This is a genomic window from Dyella sp., assembly GCF_051954575.1.
Classification (GTDB): Bacteria; Pseudomonadota; Gammaproteobacteria; order Xanthomonadales; family Rhodanobacteraceae; genus Dyella_B.
Genome location: NZ_JBQCHP010000138.1, coordinates 18,916 through 45,681 on the forward strand (window position 1 = coordinate 18,916; position 26,766 = coordinate 45,681).

Sequence of the window (26,766 nt, forward strand, 5' to 3'; positions counted from 1 at the left end):
CGCTGATCGGCGTTTTCGCGCGACGGACGGGCCAGGGCCAGGGGCAAGTCTTCAGCGGGGTAGGGCATGTCGAGCAAAGCTACGCGGATCGAGTTATTCCAACTGCGCACGCCACAAATGCGGGCGTTCCATTTGAGCTGGCTGGCGTTCTTCGTCTGCTTCTTCGCCTGGTTTGCGGTGGCGCCGTTGATGCCGCTGATCAAGGGCGAGTTCCATCTCAGCAAGGACCAGCTCGCCAACATCAGCATCGCCGCGGTAGCGGTCACCGTGTTTGGACGGCTGATCGTCGGGCCGCTATGCGATCGCTTCGGGCCGCGGCGCACGTATACGTGGTTGCTGGTGCTGGGGGCGATTCCGGTGTTCGGCATCGCCTTTGCGCACAGCTATGCGTCGTTTCTGTTTTTTCGCCTAGCGATCGGCATCGCCGGTGCGGGCTTCGTCATTACCCAGTACCACACCTCGGTGATGTTCGCGCCGAACGTGGTGGGCACCGCCAATGCCGCGGCGGCCGGCTGGGGTAATGCCGGCGGTGGCGTGGCGCAGTCGGTGATGCCGTGGGTGCTGGCTGCGGTGGTTGCGCTGGGCGTGCAGCAGGGCATGGGTTGGCGTGCGGCGATGTTCGTGCCGGGTGTGGCGATGCTCATCGTCGCCGCGCTGTATTGGCGCTATGGCCAGGATTGCCCGCATGGCGATTACCGCGAGCTGCGCGCGATGGGCGTGCTGACCGAGTCGGGCAAGGCCAGCGGCTGGCGCGTGTTCGCCACCGCCGCAAGCAACTACCGCGTGTGGATGCTGTTCGTGACGTATGCCGGCTGCTTCGGCATCGAGCTGTTCGTGCACGGTGTGGCGGCCAGCTATTACGTGGATCGTTTCGGCCTGGATCTGAGCCATGCCGGACTTGCAGCAGGCAGCTTCGGCTTGCTGGCGCTGTTCGCGCGCGCGCTGGGCGGCATTGCATCGGACCGCTTGTCGCGCGGGCACGGGCTCGCCTCGCGCAGCTGGCTGCTGGGCGCGTTGATGCTCGGCGAAGGGCTGGGTTTGTTGTGGTTTTCCAATACGCAGACCGTGAGCCTCGCCGTGGCGGCGATGATCACCTTCGGCTTGTTTACGCATATGGCCTGCGGCGCCACTTATGCGCTGGTGCCGTTCATCGATCGCAAATCGCTCGGCGGCGTGGCCGGCAACGTCGGCGCGGGCGGCAATGTCGGCGCGGTGGCGGCGGGCTTTCTGCTCAAGAGCACCGGTTCCGTGCAGCACACCTTCGCCTTGCTCGGCGGCTTCGTGATCGCCGGTTCGCTGTGCGCGCTGGCAGTGCGCTTCAGTGCCGAACACACCGCGCGCGAGGAAGAGCTTTATCAGGAAGCGTTGGGATTGAACCAGGTCGAACCGGCGGCCTCGTCGGTGGCGGCGTAAGCGGAAAGGGGTGCGGCACATGACAGTGAAACTGTTGGTCATCGGCAACGGCATGGTCGGGCACAAGTTGCTGGAGGAGCTGATGGAGCGCCAGCCGCCGGATCTGGATATCACCGTGCTGTGCGAAGAAAGCCGGCCCGCGTACGATCGCGTGCACCTGTCTGAATTTTTCAGCGGCAAATCCGCGCAAGACCTGTCGCTGGTCAAGCCGGGCTTTTTCGATCAGCCGGGCATTCAGTTGCGCCTTGTTGCGCGCGCTGCGCATATCGATCGTCAGCAGAAGCGCGTCACCACTGCCGACGGCGAAGTGCTCGCCTACGACAAACTGGTGTTCGCCACCGGTTCCAGGCCGTTCGTGCCGCCGATCCCCGGCAATGATCGCGACGGCTGCTTCGTCTATCGCACCATCGACGATCTGCTGGCCATGCAGGAGTGCGGTGCGCGCTCGAAGATCGGCGTGGTGATCGGCGGCGGCCTGCTCGGCCTGGAATGCGCCAAGGCGTTGCGCGACTTAGGCTTGGAAACGCACGTGGTGGAATTCGCACCGCGCTTGATGGCGGTGCAGGTCGATGACATCGGCGGCCAGATCCTGCGGCGCAAGATCGAAGAGCTCGGCGTCACCGTGCACACCGGCAAGAGCACGCAGGAAATCGTCGACGGCGATGGCACGCGCCATCGCATGAAATTCGCCGACGGCAGCCATCTCGACGCGGACATGATCGTGTTCTCCGCCGGCATTCGCCCGCGCGACGAACTGGCGCGTCAGTGCGAACTCGGCGTCGGCGAGCGCGGCGGCATCCACGTGGACAACTACTGCCGGACACGCGACTGGGACGTCTACGCCATCGGCGAATGTGCGTACTGGGGCGGTAAAACCTTCGGCCTGGTTGCGCCAGGCTACGACATGGCACGCGTGGTGGCGGCGCACTTGGGCGCGCTGCTGGAACGCAAGCACGCGCTGCAGCTTCCGGAATTCGCCGGCGCCGACATGTCCACCAAGCTGAAACTGATGGGTGTGGACGTGGCCAGCCTCGGCGATGCGCATGGCGCCACACCCGGCAGCCGCAGCTATCAATTCAGCGACGAGCGCCGGCAGATCTACAAAAAACTCGTGGTGTCCGGCGATGGCAAGCGCCTGCTCGGCGGTGTGCTGGTGGGTGACGCCAGCGAGTACGGAACGCTGCTGCAGATGATGCTCAACGAGATCGAGCTGCCGGAGGAACCAGAATTCCTGATCCTGCCGTCCTCCGATGGCAAGGCCAAGCCTGGCCTGGGCGTGGACGCGCTACCGGCGTCGGCGCAGATCTGCTCGTGCAACAACGTCTCCAAGGGCCAGCTGTGCCAGGCGGTGGCCGATGGCGCCACTTCGATCGGCGCGCTCAAGAGCATCACCAAGGCCGGCACTACCTGCGGCGGCTGCGTGCCGCTGGTCACGCAGGTGATGAAGGCGGAGATGAAGCGCCAGGGCCTGGCGGTGAACAACCACCTGTGCGAGCACTTCGCCTATTCGCGCCAGGAGCTGTACCACCTGGTACGCGTGGAACGTATCAAGCACTTCGACGAATTGCTTCAGCGGCATGGCAAGGGCTTGGGTTGCGACATCTGCAAACCGACCGTGGCAAGCATCCTCGCTTCATGCTGGAACGAGTTCGTGCTGCAGAAAGAGCACGCCTCGCTGCAGGATTCCAACGACTACTTCCTGGCCAACATCCAGAAAGACGGTACCTATTCGGTGGTGCCGCGCATGGCCGGCGGCGAAGTGACGCCCGACGGCCTGATCGCGGTGGGCGCGATCGCCAAGAAATACGGCCTCTACACCAAGATCACCGGCGGCCAGCGCGTGGACATGTTCGGCGCGCGGCTGGAGCAGTTGCCGCTGATCTGGGAAGAGCTGATCGCTGCCGGTTTCGAATCCGGCCACGCCTACGGCAAATCGCTGCGCACGGTGAAATCCTGTGTCGGTTCCACTTGGTGCCGCTACGGCGTGCAGGATTCGGTCGGTACCGCGATCGACCTGGAAAACCGCTACAAGGGCCTGCGTTCGCCGCACAAGCTGAAGTTCGCCGTCTCCGGCTGCACGCGCGAATGCGCCGAAGCGCAGGGCAAGGACGTGGGGGTGATCGCCACCGAGAAAGGCTGGAACCTGTACGTGTGCGGCAATGGCGGCATGAAGCCGCGCCATGCGGAACTGCTGGCGGGCGATCTGGATACGCCCACGCTGATCAAGTACATCGACCGCTTCTTGATGTTCTACATCCGCACCGCCGACCGCCTGCAGCGCACCAGCGTGTGGCGCGACAACCTCGAAGGCGGGCTGGATTACCTCAAAGACGTGATCGTGCACGACAAGCTCGGCATCGGCGCCGAACTGGAAGCGGACATGCAGCGCGTGGTCGACACCTACGAGTGCGAGTGGAAGAAGGCAGTGACCGATCCGCAGACGCGCAAGCGCTTCCAGCATTTCGTCAACAGTCGCGAGCAGGACAGCAACGTGGAGTTCGTGCCCGAGCGCGGCCAGATCCGCCCGGCGCGTCCGGAAGAAAAACGCCGGCTCATTCACGCACACGTCACGACGGAGTAAAGGCTATGGACGATACGGTGACCGTGCAAGGCTGGGTCCAAGTGTGTTACCTGGACGACATCGTTCCGAACACCGGCGTATGCGCGCTGGTGGATGACGAGCAGGTGGCGATCTTCCGCGTCGGCGAAAGCGGGCTCTACGCGCTGGACAACTACGACCCGAATGCGGAAGCCTCGGTGCTGTCGCGCGGCCTGGTCGGCAATCTTGGCGAGCGCCTCGTGGTGGCCTCGCCGATCTACAAGCATCATTTCGACTTGCGCACCGGCGAATGCCTGGAGGCGCCGGAACATTCGGTGCACGCATGGCAGGTCAAGCTGCACGGCGAGCACGTGGTGTTGAGGCGCTCGTCACGATGAGCGCACCGCGGCCCAAGCTGGTCGTGATCGGCAATGGCATGGCCGGCATGCGCACGGTGGAAGAGCTGCTGCAGCTCGCTCCCGGCCTGTACGACATCACGGTGTTTGGCGCGGAGCCTTACGGCAATTACAACCGCATCCTGCTGTCGATGCTGTTGAGCGGCGAGAAGGGCGCGGACGAGATCATGCTCAATACGCGCGAGTGGTATGCGGAAAACGGCATCACGCTGCATGCGGGCGATCCGGTGGTATCGATCGATCGCCGCCGGCGGCGCGTGCATTCGCGCAAGGGCGTGGAAGTGCCATACGACCGCCTGCTGATCGCCACCGGCTCCAAGCCGTTCATGCTCCCGCTGCCCGGCGGTGATTTGCCGGGCGTGATCGGCTTTCGCGGCATCGACGATGTCGAACAGATGCTCGAGGCGGCCAGCACCTACAAGCATGCCGCAGTGATCGGCGGCGGCCTGCTTGGCATCGAGGCCGCCAACGGCCTCCTGCGTCGCGGCATGCAGGTGACGCTGCTGCATCGCATCGATGTGCTGATGGAGCAGCAGCTCAACGCGGATGCATCGCGCCTGCTTTCGCACAGCCTGAAGGCGCGCGGCCTGAACGTGCTGTTGAACGCGCAGACCTCGGAACTCTACGGCGATGGCCGCGTGCAGGGCATTGCACTGGCCGACGGTAGCCGCATCGACGCCGACCTGGTGGTGATGGCGGTAGGCGTGCGTCCGGATATCGCGCTGGCCAAATCCTGCGGGCTGCATTGCGATCGCGGCATCGTGGTCGACGACACCATGCAGACCTATGATCCGCACGTTTACGCCGTCGGCGAATGCGTGCAGCATCGTCGCCTTACCTTTGGCCTGGTGGCGCCGGTATGGGAGCAGGCGCGTGTCTGTGCTTCGCACCTGGCGCGCGTGGGTCATCGCCGTTATCGCTTCACGCGCACTGCCACCAAGCTCAAGGTGACGGGTATCGATCTCTATTCGGCCGGCGATTTCATCGGCGGTGCCGGCACGGAGGATCTGGTGCTGCGCGATCCGCGCCGCGGTATCTACAAGCGACTGGTGCTGAAGGACAACCAGATCATCGGCGCGGTGTTGTACGGCGATGTGAAGGATGGCGGCTGGTATTTCGACTTGATCCAGAGCGGGGCGGACATCACGCCGATTCGCGATCGCCTGTTGTTCGGCAGGCAGTATTGCCAGCCGGCGGAGGTGGCGGCATGAACCCGTGTAGGCTGGGGTGCGAACCCCAACATCGTCATCTCCCATGCATCACGACGTTGGGGTTTGCACCCCAACCTACGGAGCTGGCATGACCGTTGCCACCACCTGCCCCTACTGCGGCGTCGGTTGCGGCGTGCTTGCGCGCGCCGACGCCGATGGCTCCGTGCATGTGGAAGGCGATGCGAAGCATCATGCCAATCGAGGCCGCCTGTGCGTAAAGGGTTCGGCGCTTGGCGAAACGGTCGATCTGCGCGGCCGTCTTTTGCATCCCTTGCTGCGAGCGCCGGATGGCACGCTGCAACGCGTCAGCTGGAACGATGCGCTGGACCGCGTGGCCGAAGGCTTCCGCCGCGTGATCGAACAGCACGGCCCGGATGCGGTGGCGTTCTACGTCTCCGGCCAGTTGCTTACCGAGGACTACTACGTCGTCAACAAGCTGGCCAAGGGTTATATCGGCACGGCCAATATCGATACCAATTCGCGCCTGTGCATGTCCTCCGCTGTGGCCGGGCACAAGCGCGCGTTCGGCGAAGACGTGGTGCCGGGTTGCTATGAAGACCTGGAGCAGGCCGAGCTGATCGTATTGGTGGGTTCGAACACCGCCTGGTGCCATCCCATCGTGTACCAGCGCATCGCCAAGGCGAAGGAAAGCGGCACGCCGCCGCGCATGGTGGTGATCGACCCGCGCCATACGGCGACCTGCGAATCGGCCGACCTGCATCTGCCGGTGAAGGCCGGCACGGACGTATGGCTGTTCAACGGCCTGCTGGCGTTCCTGTTCCAGCATGGCGCGATGGATGCGCGGTTCGTGGAAGCGCATACCGAAGGTTTCGCGCAGACATTGGCGGCGGCGCAGGCAGATGCCGGCGATCCGGCCGAAGTGGCGCGCATCTGCGGCGTGCAGTTGGCGGACCTGTTGAATTTCTATCGCTGGTTCGCGCGCTGCGAGCGCACGATTACGCTGTTCTCGCAAGGTGTGAACCAGTCTTCCAGCGGCACCGACAAGGTCAACAGCATCATCAATTGCCATCTGCTCACCGGGCGCATCGGCAAGCCGGGCATGGGGCCGTTCTCGCTCACCGGTCAGCCCAATGCGATGGGCGGACGCGAAGTCGGCGGCCTGGCGAACATGCTGGCGGCGCATATGGAGCTGGAAAATCCAGTGCATCGGCAGATCGTGCAGACGTTCTGGCAATCGCCGCGCATGACGGAGCGGCCAGGCCTCAAGGCAGTGGATCTGTTCGACGCCATTGGCGATGGCAAGGTGAAGGCGTTATGGATCATGGCCACCAATCCGGTGGTGAGCCTGCCCGACGCCGATCGCGTAAAGCAGGCGCTGGCGCGCTGCGAATGGGTGGTGAGCTCTGACATCGTCGCGCAGACCGATACCAATGCCTACGCGCACGTGCTGTTGCCCGCGCTGGGCTGGGGCGAGAAAGACGGCACCGTCACCAATTCGGAGCGGCGCATTTCGCGCCAGCGCGTATTCATGCCCGCGCCGGGCGATGCGCGCGCGGATTGGCGCATCGTGTGCGACGTGGCGCAGCGTCTTGGCTTTGCCGAGGGCTTCCAGTTCGATGACGTGCATGCGATCTTCGCCGAGCACGCGCAGCTTACCGCCTACCGCAATCACGAGCCGCAATCGGAAGATGCGCCTGCCACCCGCCGCCTGCTCAACCTGGAAGGATTGGCCAACCTCGATCGGCACGCCTACGACGCGCTGGCGCCGGTGCAGTGGCCGGTGGCGGCAAACGGGGAAGGGGTGGCGCGCCTGTTTGCCGATGGCCGGTTTTCGCACGCGAACGGTCGCGCGCGCTTCGTCGCGACGCCGGCACGGGCGCCGGTGCATGCCGTCGACCGCGAATACCCACTGGTGCTCAACACCGGCCGCGTGCGCGATCAATGGCACACCATGACGCGCACCGGCAAGGCGCCGAAACTCACCGGCCATATTCCCGAGCCCTTCGTCGACATGCACCCGCACGATGCGCTGCGCTGCGGTGTACGCGAAGGCGAGCTGGCGCGTGTGCAATCGCGCTGGGGCGGCATGGTGGCGCGCGTCAAGCACAGCGGTGGCATGCGTGCGGGCAATGTGTTCGTGCCGATCCATTGGAACGATCAGTTCGCTTCCGACGCGCGCGTGGGCAGCTTGGTGAACCCGGTGGTCGATCCCGTCTCCGGCGAGCCGGAGTTCAAGCACACGCCGGTGAGCGTCGAACCGTTTCCGGTGCGCTGGTACGGTTTTGCGCTCAGCCGCAATCTGCTGGCGCCGGATGGTTTGAGTTATTGGACGTCGATCCAGGGCGATCGCTTTCGGCGCTACGAGATCGCGCATCGCGAACGGCCATCCGAATGCAGCGCCTGGGCGCGTGCCTGGCTGGGCGTCAGCGATCCGGATGCCGATTGGCTGGAATACGAAGACCGCAGTACGGGTGTGTATCGCGCAGCGCATGTGATCGACGATCGCATCGAGGCCTGCGTGTTTCTTTCATCGCGCCCGGATCTGCCGTCGCGGCATTGGCTGGCCGGCCTGTTCGTGCGCGAGCAACTGGACGAAGCCGACCGCATGGCGTTGCTGATCGGCGAACCGGCCGATCCCGGCGCGGCGACCGGGCCAATGGTGTGTTCGTGTTTCGGTGTGGGCCGCAACACGATCTGCGAGGCGATCCGCAAGCAGGGTTTCGAGTCGCCAGCGCAGATCACCGCGGCCTTGCGTGCGGGTGGCAACTGCGGTTCGTGCGTGCCGGAGTTGAAGCAGCTGATTGCGGAAATGAAGGCCGAAGTGAACGCGTAGGTTGGGGTGCAAACCCCAACATCGTTACGTTACGGCACCGGATGTTGGGGTTTGCACCCCAACCTACGAACCCAGCCGCGCGATCAACGCCTGCGTCAACGGCTTCAGGTAGAAATTGTCTTCCGGCACCACTTGCGGTTGCACGCCGTGTGCGCGCAACGCATCGGCGACGATCGGGCCGATCGCCGCAACCAGCGTATGCGCAAGGGCCTGCCGCAGCCGCTCGGCTTCGATCAGGCGAAACAAGCGCTCTACCTGCTGCAGGCTGGTGAAGGCGATCGCATCGACCTCGCCTTGTTGCATGGCTTGGATCAACGCCTGTACTTGTGCATCGGCGGCGGCATCGGCGTACACATACGGCCATACCGGCAAGGCGTGCGCACCCGCACCGGCGAGAAAATCCATCAGCGCCTGGTTCGGCTCCGTGCCGTAAAGCTGCACGCCCACGCGGCGTCCCTTGAGATCGAGTGTTTGCAACAGTGCGATCATGCCGGGCGTGGTGGCGGGATCGGCGACCAGCGTGGGCTTCAGGCCAAGCTCGCGCAGCACGCGGCCAGGCTTGGGGCCGCGCGCAAACGTGCGCACGGTGCCGAGTTGCGTGATGAAGCGTTCGCGCAGGTCAGGCGCATGGTGCTCGATCAGGCTCAACAGGCGGCGCACGCCTTCGCCGGTGAACAACAGCAGGTCATCGCAACCGCCGGCGCAGAATGTGCGCAGCCATTCCAGCACGGGCACGGGGTTGGGCGTGTCGCGAATATCGACCAGCGGGCAGCGCAGCACCGACGCGCCGCGGCGTTCCAGCAGCGAGGCGAACATGTCCAGCTCGCGCGATTCGGGAATGGCGATGCGGCGGTTTTGCAGCGGCTGGTCGGAAGTTGATTCGGTCATGCCTGATAAGACCCGGAAGCGTGTATGTCCCTCACCGTCATTCCGGCGAAAGCCGGAATCCAGTCTAACTATGCGTCCGAAGGACCCAGAAACTTAGTTAGAGTAGCTTCGCACAACGTATTGAACTGGATTCCGGCTTTCGCCGGAATGACGGTGAGGCAAATGTAGCGCTAAGCGCCAAACCATGCATGCTCGCGCGCCAATGCCGCCACTTCGCCAACGATCAACAGCGCAGGGGGATGGATATCACGTTCCTTCGCCCGCGCCGGCAACTCCTGCAACACCCCGCGCACCACGCGCTGCTGCGGCAGCGTGCCGTTTTCGATGATCGCAAAGGGCGTATCCGGCCGCCGGCCATGCTCCAGCAGACGCTGCGTGAATTCCTCCAGCCTGGCCATGCCCATGTAGACGGCCAGGGTCTGGTGATCCTGCGCCAGCGCGGGCCAGTCCATCGCATCGAGCGATTCCTTGCCATGGCCGGTCAGCAGATGCACTGAGCGTGCATGCTCGCGGTGGGTGAGCGGAATGCCGGCGTAGGCGGCGCATGCGACCGCGGCGGTAACGCCCGGGACGATTTCGCAGGCAATGCCGTGCTGGTGCAGGAATTCCATCTCCTCGCCGCCGCGGCCGAACACGAAGGGATCGCCGCCTTTCAATCGCACCACCAGCTTGCCTGCTTGCGCTTGTTCCAGCAGCAGCTGGTGAATCTGTTCCTGCTGCGTATGGCGTCCGCCGCAGCGCTTGCCCACGTCGATGCGTTCGGCATCACGGCGCGCCAGCGCAAGCACCGCTTCGCTGACCAGCGAGTCATGCAGGATCACATCGGCCCGGTTGAGTGCACGCAGGGCGCGCAAGGTAAGCAGGCCAGGGTCGCCAGGGCCGGCGCCGACCAGCGCCACCGAGCCCCTTTTCGAAGTGGGCTCGTTCGCATCCAGCGCATCCAGCAAAGCCCGTTCGGCCAGATCAGGGCGCGCGTTGCGCAAATACGCCATCACTGGCCCGTCGTGCAGCCAGTCGTAGAACGCGCGGCGTTCGGCCAGGTCAGGCCAGCGCAGGGAAATGCGCGTGCGATAGCGCTGCGCGAGCGCGGTGAGAGCACCCAACGCATGGTCGAGTTCGGTTTCAAGCATTTCGCGCACGCGCCGTGCGATCACGGGCGCTGCGCCGCCGGTGGAGACGGCCACTGTCAATGGCGTGCGATCCACCATCGCCGGTACCTGAAAACGCGACAGGGCAGGGGCATCCACCACGTTGGCCAGGATGCGTCGGTCCTCCGCCGTGGCGGCCACGCGGGCATTCAATTCGTGATCGTCGGTGGCGGCGACGACCAGCCATACATCATCCAGCCAGGCCGGTTGGAACATGCCGGCGAGATGCTCGATCTTGCCTTCGTCGGCCTGCTGCATCAGTACGGGCGTGAGCGATGGCGCGCCCACGCGCACCTTGGCACCGGCAGAAAGCAGTGCGGCCGTTTTGCGTTCGCCGATGTGGCCGCCGCCCACCACCAGCACGGGCAGGCCGGTGAGGTCGGCGAAGAGTGGATAGAGCCCCATGGTGCGTTTTTTTTCTCGATGCACGGACGTGTGTGTCTAGATTAATGCGGAAGCGCATAGATGCTTTGCGACTATCCGGAATAAAGCGATGACTTGCCCCCTCCCCTACGTGTAGTAGGGGAGGGTTGGGGGTGGGGTGAAGCAGCCTTGCGCGGAATTCAAGCTATGCGGCAAGCCCATGCAACCCCACCCCAGCCCTCCCCTGCCAAGCAGGGGAGGGAGCCATAGCTCAAGGCCGCACCGCCATCACCTCGATCTCCACCCGGAACCCGGGATTGGCCAACCCCGCTACCTGGAACGCCGAACGCGCCGGCAGCTTCGGCTGCTCCTTGGTGCCGAAGAACTGCGTATAGCCAGCCATGAATCCGGCGAAATCCATATGCCCGCCGTGCGCTTCGTCGCCGACCAGGAACACCTGCATCTTCACCACGTCGCCCATATCCAGGTGCATGCTCTGCAATTGTTTCTCGATTGCGGTGAGCACGCCGATGGTTTGCGTCTTGGTGTCGCCATAGGCCGCCGCCGAATCCTTCGGCGCTTTCGCATCGACCACCGGCGGCACCATGCCGCTCAGGAACACGATGGATTTGCCCGCCGGTATTTCCACCGCGGCGGAGATCGGGAAATTGCTGTTGGGCAGCTTGTAGCGCGTCACGTCCTGCGCATGCGCGAACGCGGGGGCGGCGAGCAACAAAGCCAGGGCGACGAACTTGGATGTCTGCATGGGTTGTCTCCAATCAGGGATGCATGCCGGCAACCTCTTGGGCGGTGATGCGGTCCGCGTAGTGATTGCCGAAGTGGGTGCGCACGTAGTTGATCACATCTGCGATCTGCGTGTCGTTGAGCCTGGAGTTTTCCAGCGGCCCGCTATCGCCGGTCTGGATGAACGAAGGCATGTCGCGTCGGCCGTGCAGGATCACGGCCGCCATATAGGCCGCCGACACCAGGCGCGGGTTGCCGGTGAGCGCGGGATAGCTGCCGGCGCCGGTCGCCCCTTTGGCGTCGGGCATATGGCAGCCCTGGCAGATGTGCTCGAACACCGTCTTGCCGTCGGCAAAGCCAGGTGATGACTGCGTGTGCGTGGTGTTGTCCGATGATTGGGCGTGCAACGTCGTGGCATGCGAAAGCAGGCCCAGGTACAGAAACGTGGTCAAAAGCCGATGGATTTTCATGCACGAGCCTCAGCGACGGCGCGTCGATGGATACGCTCGATCACGTCCAGCGCGGAAGTCACCGCGCCCTCCTGCCATGCCGGAAGATACGATGCGTGTTCGCCGGCCAGCGCGATGCGGCCGTCGATCTGGCAGAGGTTGTCGTAGTGTTTCGCACGCGTGTCGTCCGACCACAGGCCGAAGCAGCCCATGGTGAAGGGCGACCGATGCCAGCCCACCGCGACGCCGGTCTCGAATTCCCGGTGATATTGCGGGTGAATCTGGCTGCCGTATTCCAGCGCTTTCTGGATGCGCTGCGCCGGTGTCATCGCGGTGAACTCGAACGCATTGAGCCCCCAGATATAGGCGCCAAGCAACACACCCTTGCCGCTGCTGTGAAAGCCACTGCTCGGGTAGCCAATAGTGGCGATGGGCAAATCCGTATACGTGATGCCGCCATAGATATGCTCGTCTTCCTCCCAGAAGCGGCGCTTGAATTGCAAGCCGACTTTTACCGATGCGGCATACGGCACCGCGCTGATCGCCGCCGCCATAGGCGCGCTGACATTCATCGGGATCTGGCTGAGTATCGACAACGGGATCGTGCAGATGCACCAGTCGGCATGCGCCTTGTGCGTGCTGCCATGTTTGCCGGCGTCTTCATAGCTGACGCTGACGCCGTGCGCGTCCTGCTGGATCGCGGTGACCTTCGCGCCATAACGGATCACGCCATCCAGCGCACGGCCGAAGGCTTCGCCGATGCGTCCCATACCGCCGACCGGCTGGAACAGGCTGGTCTGGAATTCGTAGATTTCGCCCGCGCTGAGCGCGCTCCACAAGCGCGAACCGAGCAATTCGTCGAGCGCGATCGGTGTGGAGGGAACCGGACGGGCGGAAAGACCGCCGCCGGGATCCTTGTCGAAGCCGCGCCGGTTGCTGCTGGCGATGCCGCTGCTGTAGGCAAAATTTTTGTCGAGCGCGCCCCAGTCGCGCAGGGATTCGAGCAGCTTTTCCTGATCCTCTTTGCTCACCGTCTCGTCGAGCTTGCCTTGCTGCGTGCTTTTGGCGAGGAGTTCCGCCACGTGTCCGCGATAATCGGTGTTGATGGTGCGATACCGCTGCGGTTTGCCACCGAACGCGCTGGCGCTGTGCACATAGGCGTTGTGGTTCACCTGCACGAACGGTTCGAGCTGCACGCCGAGTTTCTTGCAATAACTCAGGATGCCGTGATGGTGATACGGCAGGCGCCATGGTCCGGGATTGAGATAGCAGCCGTCATCGAACTGGCAGTGCTGCGAGAAGCCGCCAAGCTCGGTGAAACGATCCCCGCCGCGCAGTGACCAGTTGCGTCCTCCGGCGCGCTGGTTGTATTCCAGCACCTGCACTTTGTAGCCCGCCTGGCGCAATTCATATGCCGCCACCATGCCGGCGATGCCGGCGCCGAGGATCAGTACCGAGGTGTTGCCCGGCGCGCCCTGCAGTGTCGGTGAACCTTTGAAGCTCGATTCGGCAGCAAGGCCAAGGCTGCTCATCGCCTGGTACATCGCCGCTGCGCCGGCGCTCATGCCGATCATGCGCAGCAGGTCGCGGCGTTTCATGGAAAACATACGGCCGTCGTCTTGCATCGGGATACCTCGCGCTTCAATTCAAGCAAGGGGGCTGACAAGGATGCTCAACGCGCAGAGATCGGCTCCCTCCCCTACGTGCAGTAGGGGAGGGCTGGGGTGGGGTGAAGCCAACCTTGCGGCAAGCTCAAACAACCCCACCCCAACCCTCCCCTGCAAGCAGGGGAGGGAGCTCGTCACTCGCATGGATGAATTGCGACACCAGCCATGGATCAAAAGCGGTACGTCACCTTCCCGTACCAATACCGCCCGTTGAAACCGAACGGCGACAACGACGAATACTGCAGACCATCGGCACGATCTTCGTACACGTTGTTGAGCGAGGCCTTGGTCGGATATTGGTTGGTGACGTTGTCTGCACCCGCAGTGAAGGTCCAGGCCTGCCAGGTGTAGCTGGCGGACACGTCGAAGATCCAGCGTGCGGAGAACACCTGGTCTTCATCGGCGTTGGCGTCGTCGCCCAGGCGCGTCACGCTGCCGTAGCGCGTGGCATTGGCGTGGAAGTCAAAGCCGTGGATCAGCCAGTCGCCGGCCAGCACGAACTTCGTGCGCGGCGCGGCATCGGTCAGCAGGCCCTGGCTGGCGCGGCCGAACGCGGGCGTGGAAACGTGCAGGACCGTCGTCTGGTTGTAGTTGGCGCTGCCGGTGAGGTTGAGCGCACCCCAGTTGTTCAGGTCCAGGTGGTAGCTGGTGATCACGTCCGCACCGCGCGTGCGTGTGGTAGCGCCGTTGACGAAGAACTGCGCGCCGGTGACCTGGTCGCCGGGAATGCTTACCGGAATCTGGTCCGAATACAGGATCTGGTCCCAGATGCGGATCTGGTAGACGTCGACCGTGGCGGTGAAATTACCAGTCGGCTGCCACACGCCGCCAAGGCTGTAGTTCACCGATTTTTCCGGCACCAGCGGTTTTGCGCCCAGGGCGATGGCGGTGGGATTGGACGTGCGATAGGTGCCGATCTGCGCGAGCGTGCCGTTCTGGATCAGCGTCACCACCGATTCGTAGTTCTGCTGTGCCAGCGACGGCGCGCGGAAGCCGTTCGACACCGTGCCACGCAGTGCGAAGGTGGGTGTCAATTGATACCGGGTGGAAAGCTTGCCCGAACGGGTGGAGCCGGCGTCGCTGTAATCCTCGTAACGGGCGGCGATACCGGCCGACCATTTGTCGGTGAGATCGCTTTCCAGATCGATATACGCCGCCTTGCTGTGGCGGGTGAAATTGCCCGCCACTTCCGGCGTCAGCCCCGGATACACCTGGGAGCCGCCAGCATACGGATTACTCGTGCCGGGAATGAGCGTGTTCGGATCGAAGAAATAGGAATCCGCATCGCCTGCGCCGATGTCGTAGCTCTCGTTGCGGTATTCGGCGCCGAACGCCACCGTCACCGGGTTGGGCAGGAAGCCAAAGTTGAATTCCTTGCTCAGGTCCACGTTGAGCACGCCCTGCTTGTTGGCAAACGTGCCGGCGTGGAAATACGTGGGCGAATAGCCTTTGGTGTAGTACAGGTTGGTGTTGACGCTGTGCTGGATATCGAACACCAGGTTGTTCTCGCCGTAATCGGCCGAGACGTCCCAGTGCCAGCCGCCGTCGGTGTGGCCTTTTACGCCGAACACGAAGGCCGCGTCATTGGTGTGGTTGACGATCTGCGGAAGGAAGCCGTTCGGGTAGATTTCCGGCACGTTGCGCGCGGAATTGTACGCACGGTAGTAACCGTTGGAAGTGACGTCGCGCTTGCTGCCGTTGAGATAGCCGTACAGCTGGATGTTCGGCGTGATGTCGTAGGCGAAGTTGAGCAGCAGCTGATAGGTTTTTTCGGCCGGATCGCCGTAGCGTTCGTAGGGGTAGCCGGTGGTGTTGGTCGCGCCCGCGATGGTGGTGCCGCGATCGGTATTGGCGGAGCGGTTGGTACTCATCTGGCTCTGGTAATTCCAGGCCAGGCGCATCCATCCGGGTGCCTTGCCGTTGGTGCCGCCCAGCGGAATGCCCACCGAACCCTGCACGCCGTTGTTGGCGCCGTCGCCCTCGTCCATGATGCCGGCGTTGGCGGTGACGTCGTTGCCGCCCAGCTGGCTGCCGTGCTTGAGCACGATGTTGATCACGCCGGCGATGGCATCGGAGCCGTACTGCGCTGCCGCGCCGTCACGCAGCACTTCGATATGGTCGATCGCGGAAATCGGAATCGAATTCAAGTCTACCGGCGCCGAACCACGGCCCACCGCGGAGTTGTAATTGACCAGCGCAGAGGTGTGGTAACGCTTGCCATCCACCAGTACCAGCACGTCATCGGGCGAAAGTCCGCGCAGCGAGGCGGGCCGGATGGCGTCGTTGCCGTCGTTGATGGCGGGGCGGGGGAAATCCAGCGAAGGGAGCACTGTATTGAGCGCGCTGGCCAGATCCGTGTAGCCGCTGGAGGAAAGATCGGTGGGCGAGATAATGTCGATCGGAGAGAGCGATTCGTCGGCGGTGCGATTGGATGCGCGAGTACCGGTAACGACGACTTGTTGAAGCTGTTTGGCGGTCTGGGGGCCGGGTGCATCGGCCGGCGTGTCATCGGCCCAGGCGGCGGTAGTGAAAACGATACCTACGGTAAGCAAGGGCAGCACGGCGGCTGCTAACGGATGTCGAGCAAGTCGTTTCATTGAGATCCCCACAAAAGTTTTAAGGCAAAAGTCGTCCCTCCAAGGGAACTTGGATGTATGCAAATCGCAGGTTTGCGCCGCAGCAATGTGTCTCCCCGGCTACGGCAATTTGAGGCTATGACACGTGTTGCGGTGCGTCAATAGTTGGTCATGCCATTGCTATGCGTTTGACACATTTGTGTGCATGCAGGCGCATTTTTGTGGGCCACGTTGGTGCAAACCAAGCATGGCGCGTGCTTTTTGAGTTGCCGATCTACGCTTGCGCAGCCAACTGACCCAATCGACGCATGGCGCGATCGAGCTTGTCGTTCCACGGCAAGCCGCAAGTCAATCGCAGGCAATCGGCGTAGTCGCCGCGACTGGAAAACAGCACGCCCGGCGAGGTGCCGATGCCTTCGCGCAAGGCCGTTCCAAACAGCGTCTGTGCATGCGCGCCCGGCAATTGCAGCCACAACGAGAGGCCGCCTTGCGGCGTGCAGGCGCGCGTCGAGGCGGGCCAGTGACGCGCGATCGCCTCGTGCATGCGCTGCGCGTTGTCCGCCAGCGCACGGCATAGCTGGCGCAGGTGGCGTTGCAGATCGTGGCGCTGCAGGTAATCGGCCAGCGCAAGCTGCGGCAGGCTGGCGCTGCCGACGGTGGAAAAATACTTGGTGCGCAGCAGCGACTCGGTCCAATCGCCGCCGACCATCCAGCCCACACGCAAGCCGGGCGCCAGGATCTTCGAGAACGAGCCACAGGTGATCACGTTGCCGTCCCAGCGCCTGAGCGGCGCGGGACGTTGGCCGGACCAGGCCAGCTCGCCGTAGATGTCGTCCTCGATAATCACCGTCTTGTGCCGCGCGCAGCACTTCAACAGCGCCTGCTTTGCGGCATCGTCGGTCACGCTGCCGAGCGGGTTGTTGAAGTTGGGCACCAGCACCGCCGCGCGCACCTTGTTCTGCTGCAGCAGCTGTTCCAGCCGCGCGACGTCGATGCCGCGACCGGGCAGGTTCGGCACTTCCAGCACCTTCAGTTTCAGCGCCGCGACCGCCTGCAGAATGCCGTGATAGGTGGGCGCTTCGACCAGCACCACGTCGCCGGGTTCGGTCAGCGTGCGCAAGGCCAGGCTGATCGCTTCCATTGCGCCGGCGGTGATGACTATTTCGTCCGGCGAAACGGTGACGCCGACTTGCGCATAGCGCTGCGCAATCTGCCGGCGCAATGGGAGATGGCCTTGCGGCGGCGCGTAATCCAATGCGGCCGTGGTGGTGTGGCGCAGGCAGCGCGACAGCGATGCGGTGAGCGCCGCCTGCGGCAGCAAGGCCGGCGAGGGCGTGGCGCTGTGCAGTGGCAACAGGTCGTTGCGCGCGAGCATGTCCAGCACGTCCTGCAGCATCGGATTGCTGACCGTGTTCGGCGTGCGCCGGCGTGAAGGGCGCGTTTCGGGCGCCAGCGGCGTGGCGGCGCGTACGAAATAACCTGAGCGAGGGCGCGCTTGCGCCAGGCCTTCGCGCTCCAGTTGCAGGCAAGCCTGCACGGCAGTGGCGATGCTCACCTCGTGGCTGCGGGCGAGCTGGCGGATCGAAGGCAGGCGCTCGCCAGCGCGCAGCGTGCCCTGGGCGATCTGCGTGCGCAATTGGGTGGCGAGCTGTTCGTAGAGCAGCATGGGTGCTCCAACTGTACCGGTCGAAATGGAGATTATCTGAATCTGTATCGGTTGGGCGTAGTGTCGTAGGTTGGGGTGCATACCCCAACATCGCCAATGGCCATGCATCCGGACGTTGGGGTTTGCACCCCAACCTACGTCGGAAAATCCATGCTCGAACAACAGAACAATCGCGCGGCGCTGGCTCAACTGCTCTTTGCCGAATTGCTTATCGGTTCGGTCGGCGTGTTCGTCCACGAAAGCGGCCAGGACGCGGTCACCGCCGTGTTCTATCGCTGCGTGTTCGGCAGCCTGTTCCTGCTTGGCTGGGGCCTGGCGCGCGGTCATCTGCGTGGCCTGTGGCAGGAACGCACGCTGATCCGCGGCGCGATCCTGAGCGGCGTGCTGCTGGTGTTGAACTGGGTGTGCCTGTTCGCCGGCATGGCGCGTTCGTCGATCGGCGTGGCGACGATGGTGTATCACTTCTTTCCGTTCGTAATGCTGATGCTGGCGGCGCTGCTGCAAGGCGAGCGCACGCGTCCGGTCGATGTGATGTGGACGGTGATCGGTTTCGTCGGCGTGGCGTGTTCGGCCGATCCGCAGCGCATGTGGCATGGCGCCGATACGTCCTACCTGATCGGCATCGGGCTTACCTTCCTGGCGGCCTTGCTATGCGGCGCGTCGCTGCTGATGTCGCGCATAGTCGGCAAACAGCGTCCGTTTGCACTGGTAACGATCCAGTGCTGGGTCGGCGTGGCGATGCTGGCGGGGTTTTCCAGTTCGAGCGCGCTGCACTGGGGCACGCACTGGTTCTGGCTGGTGGGCCTGGGCGTGATTCACAGCGGCATCGTCTACGTGTTGTTCTATACCTCGTATCCACGCTTGCCGGTGGTGACCATTGCGGTAATGGCGTTCGTGTATCCGCTGGTGACGCTGTTGCTGGATTATGTGCTGTACGGGCATCGCCTGGCTGTCATCCAGCTGGCGGGGCTTGGCTTGATTGTGCTGGGTACGCTGGGCGTGAACCTGAAATGGACGCTGGGCGTTTCACGCAAGCATGCACTCACGGATCACCCGTAGGTTGGGGTGCAAACCCCAACGTAAGGAACACCAGGCATGGCGATGTTGGGGTTTGCACCCCAACCTACGTTCGGTGCCACCATGCGGTGATGTCGGTGGCGATGGCGTCGACGGTTCTCGTTGCATCGATCGTCAGCACAAGCGGCTCGCCGGTCGGCGGCTCCAGATCGCGAAACTGGCTTTCGATCAATGACGCCGGCATGAAATGATCGCGGCGATGCGTGACCCGCTGTGCCGCCTGTTCGGGCGTCAGCGCCAGGAATACAAAACCCAGATCCGGCACAACGCTGCGCAAAGTATCGCGGTAGCGGCGCTTGAGCGCGGAGCAGGTGAGCACCACGCGTTGCGATAGATGGAGTTGATCGAGCGTTTCCCGCGCCAGCTGCTCCAGCCAGCCTTGCCGGTCGGCGTCGTTCAGCGCAATGCCCGCGCTCATCTTGCGGACGTTTTCGGGCGGATGAAAGGCGTCGCCTTCGATCAGCTGTGCGCCGGTGCGTTGGCAGACGGCGGCGGCAATGGTGGATTTGCCGCAGCCGGAGACTCCCATGATGACGATGGCGCGTGTTTTCATTACCCAATGATACGAAATGTCGCTCCCTCCCTTGCTGGCAGGGGAGGGTTGGGGTGGGGTTGCGAGCGCTTGCCGCGCCAGCGAGTTTGCCGCGAGGTTGCTTCACCCCACCCTGGCCCTCCCCTACTGCACGTAGGGGAGGGGACTGCATCTCGCAATCAGGCCGCCATTTCTTCTTTTTCCACCACCGGCAGGCGAATCAGATAATCGAACGCACTCAGCGAAGCCTTCGCGCCATCGCCCATCGCGATCACGATCTGCTTGTACGGCGTGGTGGTCACGTCGCCCGCCGCGAACACGCCCGGCACCGAGGTTTCGCCGCGAGCATCCACTTCGATTTCGCCGCGCGGTGTCAGCTTCAGCGTGCCCTTCAGCCATTCGGTGTTCGGCAGCAGGCCGATCTGCACAAATACACCTTCCAGGTCTACGCGCTGGCTCTGGCCGCTCGTGCGATCGATATAAGCCAGGCCGGTCACTTTGTTGCCGTCGCCAAGCACTTCGGTGGTCTGTGCGCTGACGATCACCTTCACGTTCGGCAGGCTGCGCAGCTTGCGTTGCAGAACTTCATCGGCGCGCAGCTTGCTGTCGAATTCGAACAGGGTGACGTGCTCGACGATGCCGGCCAGGTCGATCGCCGCTTCCACGCCGGAGTTGCCGCCACCGATCACCGCTACGCGCTTGCCCTTGAACAGCGGGCCATCGCAATGCGGGCAATAAGTGACGCCCTTGTTGCGATATTCCTGCTCGCCCGGCACGTTCATGTTGCGCCAGCGCGCGCCGGTGGAAAGGATCACCGTGCGGGACTTCAGCGACGCGCCATTGGCCAGGCGCACTTCGATCAGGCCGCCTTCTTCCGTGGCCGGGATCAGCGCTTCGGCGCGCTGCAGGTTCATCACGTCCACATCGTATTCGCGCACGTGGTTTTCCAGCGCGGAAGCGAGCTGGGGGCCTTCGGTGTAGGAGACGGAGATGAAGTTCTCGATCGCCATCGTATCCAGCACCTGGCCGCCGAAGCGCTCGGCCGCTACACCGGTGCGGATGCCTTTGCGCGCCGCATAGATCGCCGCCGCGGCGCCGGCCGGGCCGCCGCCCACCACCAGCACCTCGAACGGCGCCTTGGCGTTGAGCTTTTCCGCATCGCGCTGCGCGGCCTTGGTGTCCAGGCGGCTGACGATCTGTTCGATCGTCATGCGGCCCTGGTCGAACGGCTGGCCGTTCAAGAACACGGTGGGCACGGCCATCACCTGGCGCTCGGTCACTTCGTCCTGGAACAGCGCGCCGTCGATGGCGACGTGCTTGATGTTGGGATTGAGCACGCTCATCAGGTTGAGCGCCTGCACCGTATCCGGGCAGCTGTGGCAGCTGAGCGACATGAAGGTCTCGAACACGAACTCGCCTTCGAGGTTGCGCACCTGCTCGATCACGTCGGGCTCGGCCTTGGGCGGATGGCCGCCGACCTGCAGCAGCGCCAGCACCAGCGAGGTGAATTCGTGGCCGAGCGGAATGCCCGCGAAGCGCACGCTCACGTCGGTGCCGGCGCGGGTGATGGCGAACGATGGCTTGCGTGCCTCGTTACCATTGGTGCGCAGCGATACCTGCGGCGACAGCGATTCGATATCGCGCAGCAAGCCGAGCAGTTCCTGCGAGGCGGCGCTGTCATCGACGGAAGCGACCAGCTCGATCGGATGGGTCACCTTTTCCAGATAGGCCCTGAGTTGTTCTTTCAGATCGTTGTCCAGCATGGTGTGTCTCCATCAATGACTTGAATGTGGAGCAGGCGCCACCGGCATCCGATAAAAACTGGATGGGCGGCGTGTGCTTCGGGTAAAGGGTGCGGGCCCGGCGGGAGGGGGAAGTCGGGCCCGCGGCGATTCCCGTTGCGGGAATCGCCAAGCTTGAAACTTAGATCTTGCCGACCAGGTCCAGCGACGGCTTCAGCGTGGCGGCGCCTTCCTTCCACTTGGCCGGGCACACTTCGCCCGGGTGGGAGGCGACGTACTGGGCGGCCTTCACCTTGCGCAGCAGTTCGGAAGCGTCGCGGCCGATACCGTTGTCATGGATTTCGCACAGCTTGATCTGGCCTTCCGGGTTGATCACGAAGGTGCCGCGCAGGGCCAGGCCTTCCTCTTCGATCATCACGTCGAAGTTGCGAGTGAGAGTACCGGTCGGGTCGCCTACCAGCGTGTACTTCACCTTCTTGATCGCATCGGAGGTGTCGTGCCATGCCTTGTGCGCGAAATGGGTGTCGGTGGAAACACCGTAGATCTCAACGCCCAGCTTCTGGAATTCGGCGTAGTGGTCGGCCAGGTCTTCCAGTTCGGTCGGGCACACGAAGGTGAAGTCGGCCGGGTAGAACACGACCACGGACCACTTGCCCTTCAGCGAGGCGTCGGTCACTTCAATGAACTTGCCATCTTTATAAGCGTTGGCCTTGAACGGTTTGATTGCGGTGTTGATCAACGACATCGGCTGTTTTCCGTGTTGGTGGGTGGTGAGGCTTGCAAAGATACGGGAGCTCGATTGAAAGAGCCAATTGATTGTTGGGATAAGAATGATTCATCGAGCCTATCAGTGTCCTACCCGCAACGTCCTCGCATATGAGGGTACCCGGCGGGTATTTCAAAGCGGGCACGGTCCGGCGGCGGGGTCGCCAATGCCTATGGCGGGCTGAAACCGGGTGAAGTGCGCAAGGTAGTCGCTGCGGCATCCAGCCCCCGTCAAGGCGTGCGGGGGCAGCGGTGCCGGGTCCACGCCGCGTCGATGGCGTAACGACACCGCCTGCACGATTCGGATTGCTTAATGCATCAAGCTCGACAATCGGACTGGCGCCGATCGATGCATGACGCAATCCAGTGGCTGCACCTTCTCGCGCTCGGCTCGCTTGGCCTGGCAAGCCTTTGCGCGGCGGTGATCTTCGCGCACATCAATGGCCATCCCCAGCGCATGGGCATCATGGACGCGGTATGGCCGATCTGCGCGCTGTTCGGTTCGGTGCTGGTGCTGATCGCCTACTTTTGCTACGGCGTGCGGGATGCGGAGGATGCCACCGAAGCGGAGCGCGAACCGGCGCCGTTCCCGGTGATGGTGGCCAAGGGCACGCTGCACTGTGGCAGTGGATGCGCGGTCGGCGACATCGTGGCAGAGACCTTGCTGCTGATCTTTCCCGCGGCGGCCACCTGGTTCGGCTGGCATTGGCTGTTTCAGGAAAAGCTGTTCGCCGCGTGGGTGCTGGATTTCATCCTTGCCTACGCCGCCGGCATCGCCTTCCAGTATTTCTCGATCGTGCCCATGAAAAAGCTTTCGCCCAGGGAGGGCATCGTCGCCGCATTGAAGGCGGACAGCCTCTCGCTTACCGCCTGGCAGCTGGGCATGTATGGGGTGATGGCGCTGCTGCAGTTCGAAGTGTTCAAGCCCTTGCTGCATGCGCCGGTATCGGCCGGCATGCCGGAGTTCTGGTTCGCCATGCAGTGGGCGATGATCGGCGGCTTCATCACCAGCTATCCGGTGAATGCGTGGCTGATCCGTGCCGGCATCAAGGCGGCCATGTAACGCGGATTCGGCGATGCATAGCGACGATCTGCAAATGCCCACCGACATCCGCGACTACGCGGTCGTCGGCAATTGCCACGGCATTGCGCTGATCTCCAGGGAAGCGCGCGTGGAATGGTGCGCGCTGGAGAGCTTCGACGCCGCGCCGGTGTGCTTCCGGATGCTGGACGACCACATCGGCGGCTACCTGGATACGCGCCCCGCCGATCCTTTCGAGGTCACGCGCCGCTACCTGCCGAAAACCAATGTGCTGGAAACCACCTTCACCACGGCGGCGGGCAGCGCGACGGTGACCGATTTCATGCCGCTGGGCCGCCACCCGGACGCCGCGCCCGACGATTTCGTGCGCCTGCAGCCATTGCCGTGGCTGGTGCGCATCATCCGCGCCAGCGAAGGCGAGCTGGATATCAAGCTCGATATGCTGCCGGGCGTGGGCTGGGGCACTTGCGAGCCCGACGTGCGCCGGATCGACCACGGCGTGGCCTTGAACGGTGCAAGCCTGCTGTGCAGCCATCCGATCGAGGTGGACGATGGGCACATAAGCGCCGTGATGCATGTGCGCGCCGGCGATGAATTGCGGCTAGTGCTGATGGCCGGGCACTGCGCAATGCCGTCCGACGTGCTTGCCAGGCTGGATCGGCTGCTCGCCATCACCGTGGCCTACTGGAAAGCGTGGATCGGCCGCTGCGGCTACAAGGGCCCGTACGTCGACGCCGTCGAGCGCAGCGCGCTGGCCCTGAAGCTGCTCACTTACGCGCCGAGCGGCGCCATCGTCGCCGCCGGCACCACCTCGTTGCCGGAAGTGCTCGGCGGCAGCCGCAATTGGGATTACCGGCTGAGCTGGGTGCGCGATTCCACCTTGAGCCTGTTCGCCTTGTCCGTGCTGGGCTATCGCGAGGAGCCGGAGGCGTTTCGCAAGTTTCTCTTCGACTGCGGCACCGGCGCGGTGTTTCCCACGCAGATCGTCTACGGCATCCATGGCGAACACGACCTCACCGAGCGCGAGCTCACGCATCTGCGCGGTTACGGCGGCGCCCGTCCGGTGCGGATCGGCAACGCCGCGCATCGCCAGCGCCAGTTCGACGTGTACGGCGAGGTGATGGACTGGCTGACCCTGCATTGCGAACTCGGCGGCAGCCTGCGCCCGCCGGAGCTGGAACTGCTGCGGCGCACGGCCGATTACGTGGCCGAGCACTGGTGCGAACCGGGGCAGGGCTTCTGGGAAGAACGCGACGAGCCGCGGCATTTCGTCTACGGCAAGATGATGTGCTGGGTGGCGCTGGACCGCGCGCAAGTCTTGCTCAAGTGCCACGACTACGACGACGTGATGCGCGCGATGGTGGAAGACGTGCACCGGCGCGGCATCGCACCGCGCGGCTACCTGCGCAAATGCTACGGCAGCGACCTGGTCGATGCGGTCTTGCTGCGCACGCCTACGCTCGATTTCCCGCTGCTGCCCGGCTGCCTTCAGGCCACTATCGACGAGGTGATGGCCAAGCTGGCCACGCCGCGCGGCGTGTACCGGTACCGCGGCCGGGACGGACTCGATGGCGACGAAGGCACCTTCATCGCCTGTGGTTTCTGGCTGCTGGATGCCTTGCTGTTTACCGGGAAAAAAAAGGAGGCGCAGGACTGGTTCGAAACCATGCTGCAGCAGGCGAACGACGTGGGCCTGTACGCGGAAGAGCTCGATCCGCAAAGCGGGCAATTCCTGGGCAATTTTCCGCAGGCGCTATCGCATCTGGCCTTGATCCATGGCGCGGTGCTGCTCGATTTCGTCGAACACGGCGGCCCCGAGGCTTTGAAAGGCACGCATGCCGACCGTGTGCAGCACGCAGTGCGGATGATGGAGGAGGCCAAGCGAGCCAGGCAGGCGCCGCATGCCGAGATCGGCGCGGACGAGTGGCTGCTGGATCTTGCCGCGCTGGGGCTGGGGTAGGCGGTTGTCTTCCGCTTCGAAAAAAGATTGGTGCAGATTGTCAGAGCGTTGAGGCCACTGTCCCGGGGAAATGGGGCCTATTTGGACAAGCCTTGCTGTACCTCATCGTCATTCCGGCGAAGGCCGGAATCCATTTGTATCCAAGCGGTATGCATCGGCCCATGAAAATTCTCCGCAACGGTCACCATGGATTCCGGCGTTCGCCGGAATGACGATGAGGCGAGATCAAGAGGCGCGGCTTCGCCCGAAATGACCATCAGGCAGCCACACCTACATCTCCCGCCGCAACGGATTCCTCGGCATCCTGCGCGAAAACGCCACCGCCGCCAGCGCGCCAATACCAAGCAATACCGCATTGCGATTCGACGTCAGCCACCATTGCATGCTGTGCGATTTGGCGCGCGCATCGAAGCGCCCGTGCGTGCCGTAATCCACCGGCGCCGCGTCGAACAGATTGTCCGGACGTTCCTCCGGCACCGGTTCCATGTCGACCTGGCCCTGATAGCCCTTGCGTGCCAGTACGCGATCGACCAGCGACGGGAACCACTTGTTGATCGCGATCGCCTTCACCGCGGGGAAGCCCACGCACACTTCGCGCCGCCGGTGATGCGCGGCCCAATGCACGCCCTTGGCCGCCAGCTCCGGCTGGAAGATCGGCGGCACCGGTTGCGGGCGTCCGTGCAGGCGGTTGCGCGCCCATTCGAATTGCGGCGTGTTGAAGGCGGACAGTTGCACCATCGTCACATGCACCTTGCTGCGGTCGTGCAGCAGTTCCACGCGCAACGCGTCGGTGAAGCCGCGGATGGCGAACTTGGCGCCGCAGTACGCGGCCTGCAGGGGAATCGCGCGATAGGCGAGGGCCGAGCCTACCTGCACGATGCTGCCGCGGTTGCGGCTGCGCATGCGTTTCAAGGCGGCCAGCGTGCCGTGCACGGTGCCGAGGTAGGTCACCTCGGTGGCGCGGCGGAATTCTTCGGCGGGCGTCTCGCTGACCGGCGCAAACACGGTCGCCATCGCCGAATTGATCCAGATATCGATCGGTCCCAGCTCCTGCTCGATGCGTTCGGCCGCCGCTTCCACCTGCGCCGCATCGGAGACGTCCAACGCAATCGGCAGCGCCGTGCCGCCCAGTTCGCGCACCTCATTGGCGGCGTGTTCCAGCGCGGGGTTGTCGCGTGCGAGCAAGGCCACGCGCGCGCCGTCTTTGGCGAAGCGCTGCGCGGTGGCGCGGCCGACGCCGGCGGAGGCGCCGGTGATCACCACTACTTCGGGTTTCCTGGTCATGGTCAGTCACCTGCGTAGGCGATGGTGGAAATAAGCGCGAGCGCCTCCTGCCGCGCATCCAGGCGCGTGTGCTGCACCACGATGGGCAGATCCGATTCGATCAGCGTGGCGTAGTCGGTGTCGCGAGGGACGGGTTCGGGATCAGAAAGATCGTTGAAGCGCAGATGCAGCGTGCGGTGCGCGGGCACGGTGGCGCGGTACGGGCCGGCCGGTTCGCGATCCTTGAAATACAGCGTCAGGGTCACCTGCGCTTCCCGGTCGTTGGTGTTGAGCAGGCAGGCCGATTCGTGACTCATCAGGCGCGGATCGTCGTTCGGCTTTTCATCGATGGGGATGTAGCCTTCGGCGATGGCCCAGCAACGGCTGCCGACAGTATGCGTGGCGATCATCAGGAGTTCTCCTTGTGCTTATTCAGTGTTGCCTTAGACAGCGCGAGGCCGGCGTCGGTGTCGTAGTCCTTATGCAGTTGCACGGGGGCTTCGGTCATGAT

The 26,766-nt window shown here is 63.8% G+C and carries 20 protein-coding genes; 8 read left to right on the forward strand and 12 right to left on the reverse strand.

The features are described from left to right. The first annotated feature begins 66 nt into the window (after positions 1–66). The 5 genes from ACTHNE_RS17495 (at position 67) to ACTHNE_RS17515 (ending at position 8,373) form a co-directional block, all read left to right on the forward strand. Positions 67–1,413, forward strand: a complete 1,347-nt coding sequence (locus ACTHNE_RS17495) for an MFS transporter (protein ID WP_440269912.1) — start codon at positions 67–69, stop codon at positions 1,411–1,413. Positions 1,414–1,432: 19 nt separating this feature from the next. Next, the gene (gene nirB, locus ACTHNE_RS17500) at positions 1,433–3,994 is read left to right on the forward strand and encodes a nitrite reductase large subunit NirB (RefSeq protein WP_440269913.1); all 2,562 of its coding nucleotides are present in this window, start codon (positions 1,433–1,435) and stop codon (positions 3,992–3,994) included. 5 nt (positions 3,995–3,999) lie between these two features. Then, on the forward strand, positions 4,000–4,350 hold the full coding sequence (gene nirD / locus ACTHNE_RS17505) for a nitrite reductase small subunit NirD (protein ID WP_324947264.1): 351 nt from the start codon (positions 4,000–4,002) through the stop codon (positions 4,348–4,350). After that, on the forward strand, positions 4,347–5,579 hold the full coding sequence (locus tag ACTHNE_RS17510; protein WP_324947266.1) for an NAD(P)/FAD-dependent oxidoreductase: 1,233 nt from the start codon (positions 4,347–4,349) through the stop codon (positions 5,577–5,579). The genes nirD and ACTHNE_RS17510 overlap by 4 nt, the downstream gene beginning before the upstream one ends. A gap of 88 nt (positions 5,580–5,667) precedes the next feature. After that, a complete protein-coding gene (locus ACTHNE_RS17515) occupies positions 5,668–8,373 on the forward strand; it encodes a molybdopterin-dependent oxidoreductase (protein ID WP_324947268.1) in 2,706 nt (901 codons plus the stop codon). Positions 8,374–8,436: 63 nt separating this feature from the next. Here the strand turns inward: ACTHNE_RS17515 and ACTHNE_RS17520 are convergent, their stop codons facing one another. The 7 genes from ACTHNE_RS17520 to ACTHNE_RS17550 form a co-directional block, all read right to left on the reverse strand. Beyond that, entirely contained in the window at positions 8,437–9,261 is an 825-nt protein-coding gene (locus ACTHNE_RS17520; RefSeq protein ID WP_324947270.1) for a uroporphyrinogen-III synthase, read from the reverse strand. A gap of 170 nt (positions 9,262–9,431) precedes the next feature. Further along, a complete protein-coding gene (gene cysG / locus ACTHNE_RS17525) occupies positions 9,432–10,814 on the reverse strand; it encodes a siroheme synthase CysG (protein ID WP_324947272.1) in 1,383 nt (460 codons plus the stop codon). Between the two features lie 229 nt (positions 10,815–11,043). Beyond that, positions 11,044–11,538, reverse strand: a complete 495-nt coding sequence (locus ACTHNE_RS17530) for a RidA family protein (protein WP_324947274.1) — start codon at positions 11,536–11,538, stop codon at positions 11,044–11,046. Between the two features lie 13 nt (positions 11,539–11,551). Further along, positions 11,552–11,986, reverse strand: coding sequence for a c-type cytochrome (locus tag ACTHNE_RS17535; RefSeq protein ID WP_440269914.1), 435 nt, complete (start codon positions 11,984–11,986; stop codon positions 11,552–11,554). Continuing rightward, positions 11,983–13,563, reverse strand: coding sequence for a flavin monoamine oxidase family protein (locus ACTHNE_RS17540; protein WP_324947278.1), 1,581 nt, complete (start codon positions 13,561–13,563; stop codon positions 11,983–11,985). Before ACTHNE_RS17540 ends, ACTHNE_RS17535 begins: the two co-directional genes overlap by 4 nt. Positions 13,564–13,802: 239 nt before the next feature. Beyond that, complete coding sequence (locus ACTHNE_RS17545) at positions 13,803–16,229, reverse strand: TonB-dependent receptor plug domain-containing protein (RefSeq protein WP_440269915.1); 2,427 nt, start codon at positions 16,227–16,229, stop codon at positions 13,803–13,805. A 253-nt stretch (positions 16,230–16,482) separates the two neighbouring features. After that, positions 16,483–17,874 (reverse strand): aminotransferase-like domain-containing protein, encoded by a 1,392-nt coding sequence (locus ACTHNE_RS17550; protein ID WP_324947282.1) that lies wholly within the window; start codon positions 17,872–17,874, stop codon positions 16,483–16,485. A gap of 150 nt (positions 17,875–18,024) precedes the next feature. On the opposite strand from ACTHNE_RS17550, the gene ACTHNE_RS17555 reads away from it, so the two are divergent. Next, the gene (locus tag ACTHNE_RS17555; RefSeq protein WP_440269916.1) at positions 18,025–18,933 is read left to right on the forward strand and encodes a DMT family transporter; all 909 of its coding nucleotides are present in this window, start codon (positions 18,025–18,027) and stop codon (positions 18,931–18,933) included. A gap of 64 nt (positions 18,934–18,997) precedes the next feature. Here ACTHNE_RS17555 and ACTHNE_RS17560 read toward each other — a convergent pair whose 3' ends face one another. From ACTHNE_RS17560 to ahpC, 3 genes are all read right to left on the reverse strand, one after another. Then, on the reverse strand, positions 18,998–19,504 hold the full coding sequence (locus ACTHNE_RS17560) for a gluconokinase (RefSeq protein WP_440269917.1): 507 nt from the start codon (positions 19,502–19,504) through the stop codon (positions 18,998–19,000). 158 nt (positions 19,505–19,662) lie between these two features. Beyond that, positions 19,663–21,246 (reverse strand): alkyl hydroperoxide reductase subunit F, encoded by a 1,584-nt coding sequence (gene ahpF, locus ACTHNE_RS17565; RefSeq protein WP_440269918.1) that lies wholly within the window; start codon positions 21,244–21,246, stop codon positions 19,663–19,665. A gap of 160 nt (positions 21,247–21,406) precedes the next feature. Beyond that, on the reverse strand, positions 21,407–21,970 hold the full coding sequence (gene ahpC, locus ACTHNE_RS17570) for an alkyl hydroperoxide reductase subunit C (RefSeq protein ID WP_440269919.1): 564 nt from the start codon (positions 21,968–21,970) through the stop codon (positions 21,407–21,409). Positions 21,971–22,339: 369 nt separating this feature from the next. Here ahpC and ACTHNE_RS17575 point away from each other — a divergent pair, with 369 nt between their 5' ends. Then, positions 22,340–23,053, forward strand: coding sequence for a DUF4396 domain-containing protein (locus ACTHNE_RS17575; RefSeq protein ID WP_440269920.1), 714 nt, complete (start codon positions 22,340–22,342; stop codon positions 23,051–23,053). Between the two features lie 34 nt (positions 23,054–23,087). Then, on the forward strand, positions 23,088–24,992 hold the full coding sequence (locus tag ACTHNE_RS17580) for a glycoside hydrolase family 15 protein (RefSeq protein WP_440269921.1): 1,905 nt from the start codon (positions 23,088–23,090) through the stop codon (positions 24,990–24,992). 270 nt (positions 24,993–25,262) lie between these two features. Here the strand turns inward: ACTHNE_RS17580 and ACTHNE_RS17585 are convergent, their stop codons facing one another. Continuing rightward, positions 25,263–26,276, reverse strand: a complete 1,014-nt coding sequence (locus ACTHNE_RS17585; protein ID WP_324941101.1) for an SDR family oxidoreductase — start codon at positions 26,274–26,276, stop codon at positions 25,263–25,265. Between the two features lie 2 nt (positions 26,277–26,278). Continuing rightward, positions 26,279–26,665, reverse strand: coding sequence for a sensory rhodopsin transducer (locus ACTHNE_RS17590; RefSeq protein ID WP_440269922.1), 387 nt, complete (start codon positions 26,663–26,665; stop codon positions 26,279–26,281). Positions 26,666–26,766 lie beyond the last annotated feature (101 nt).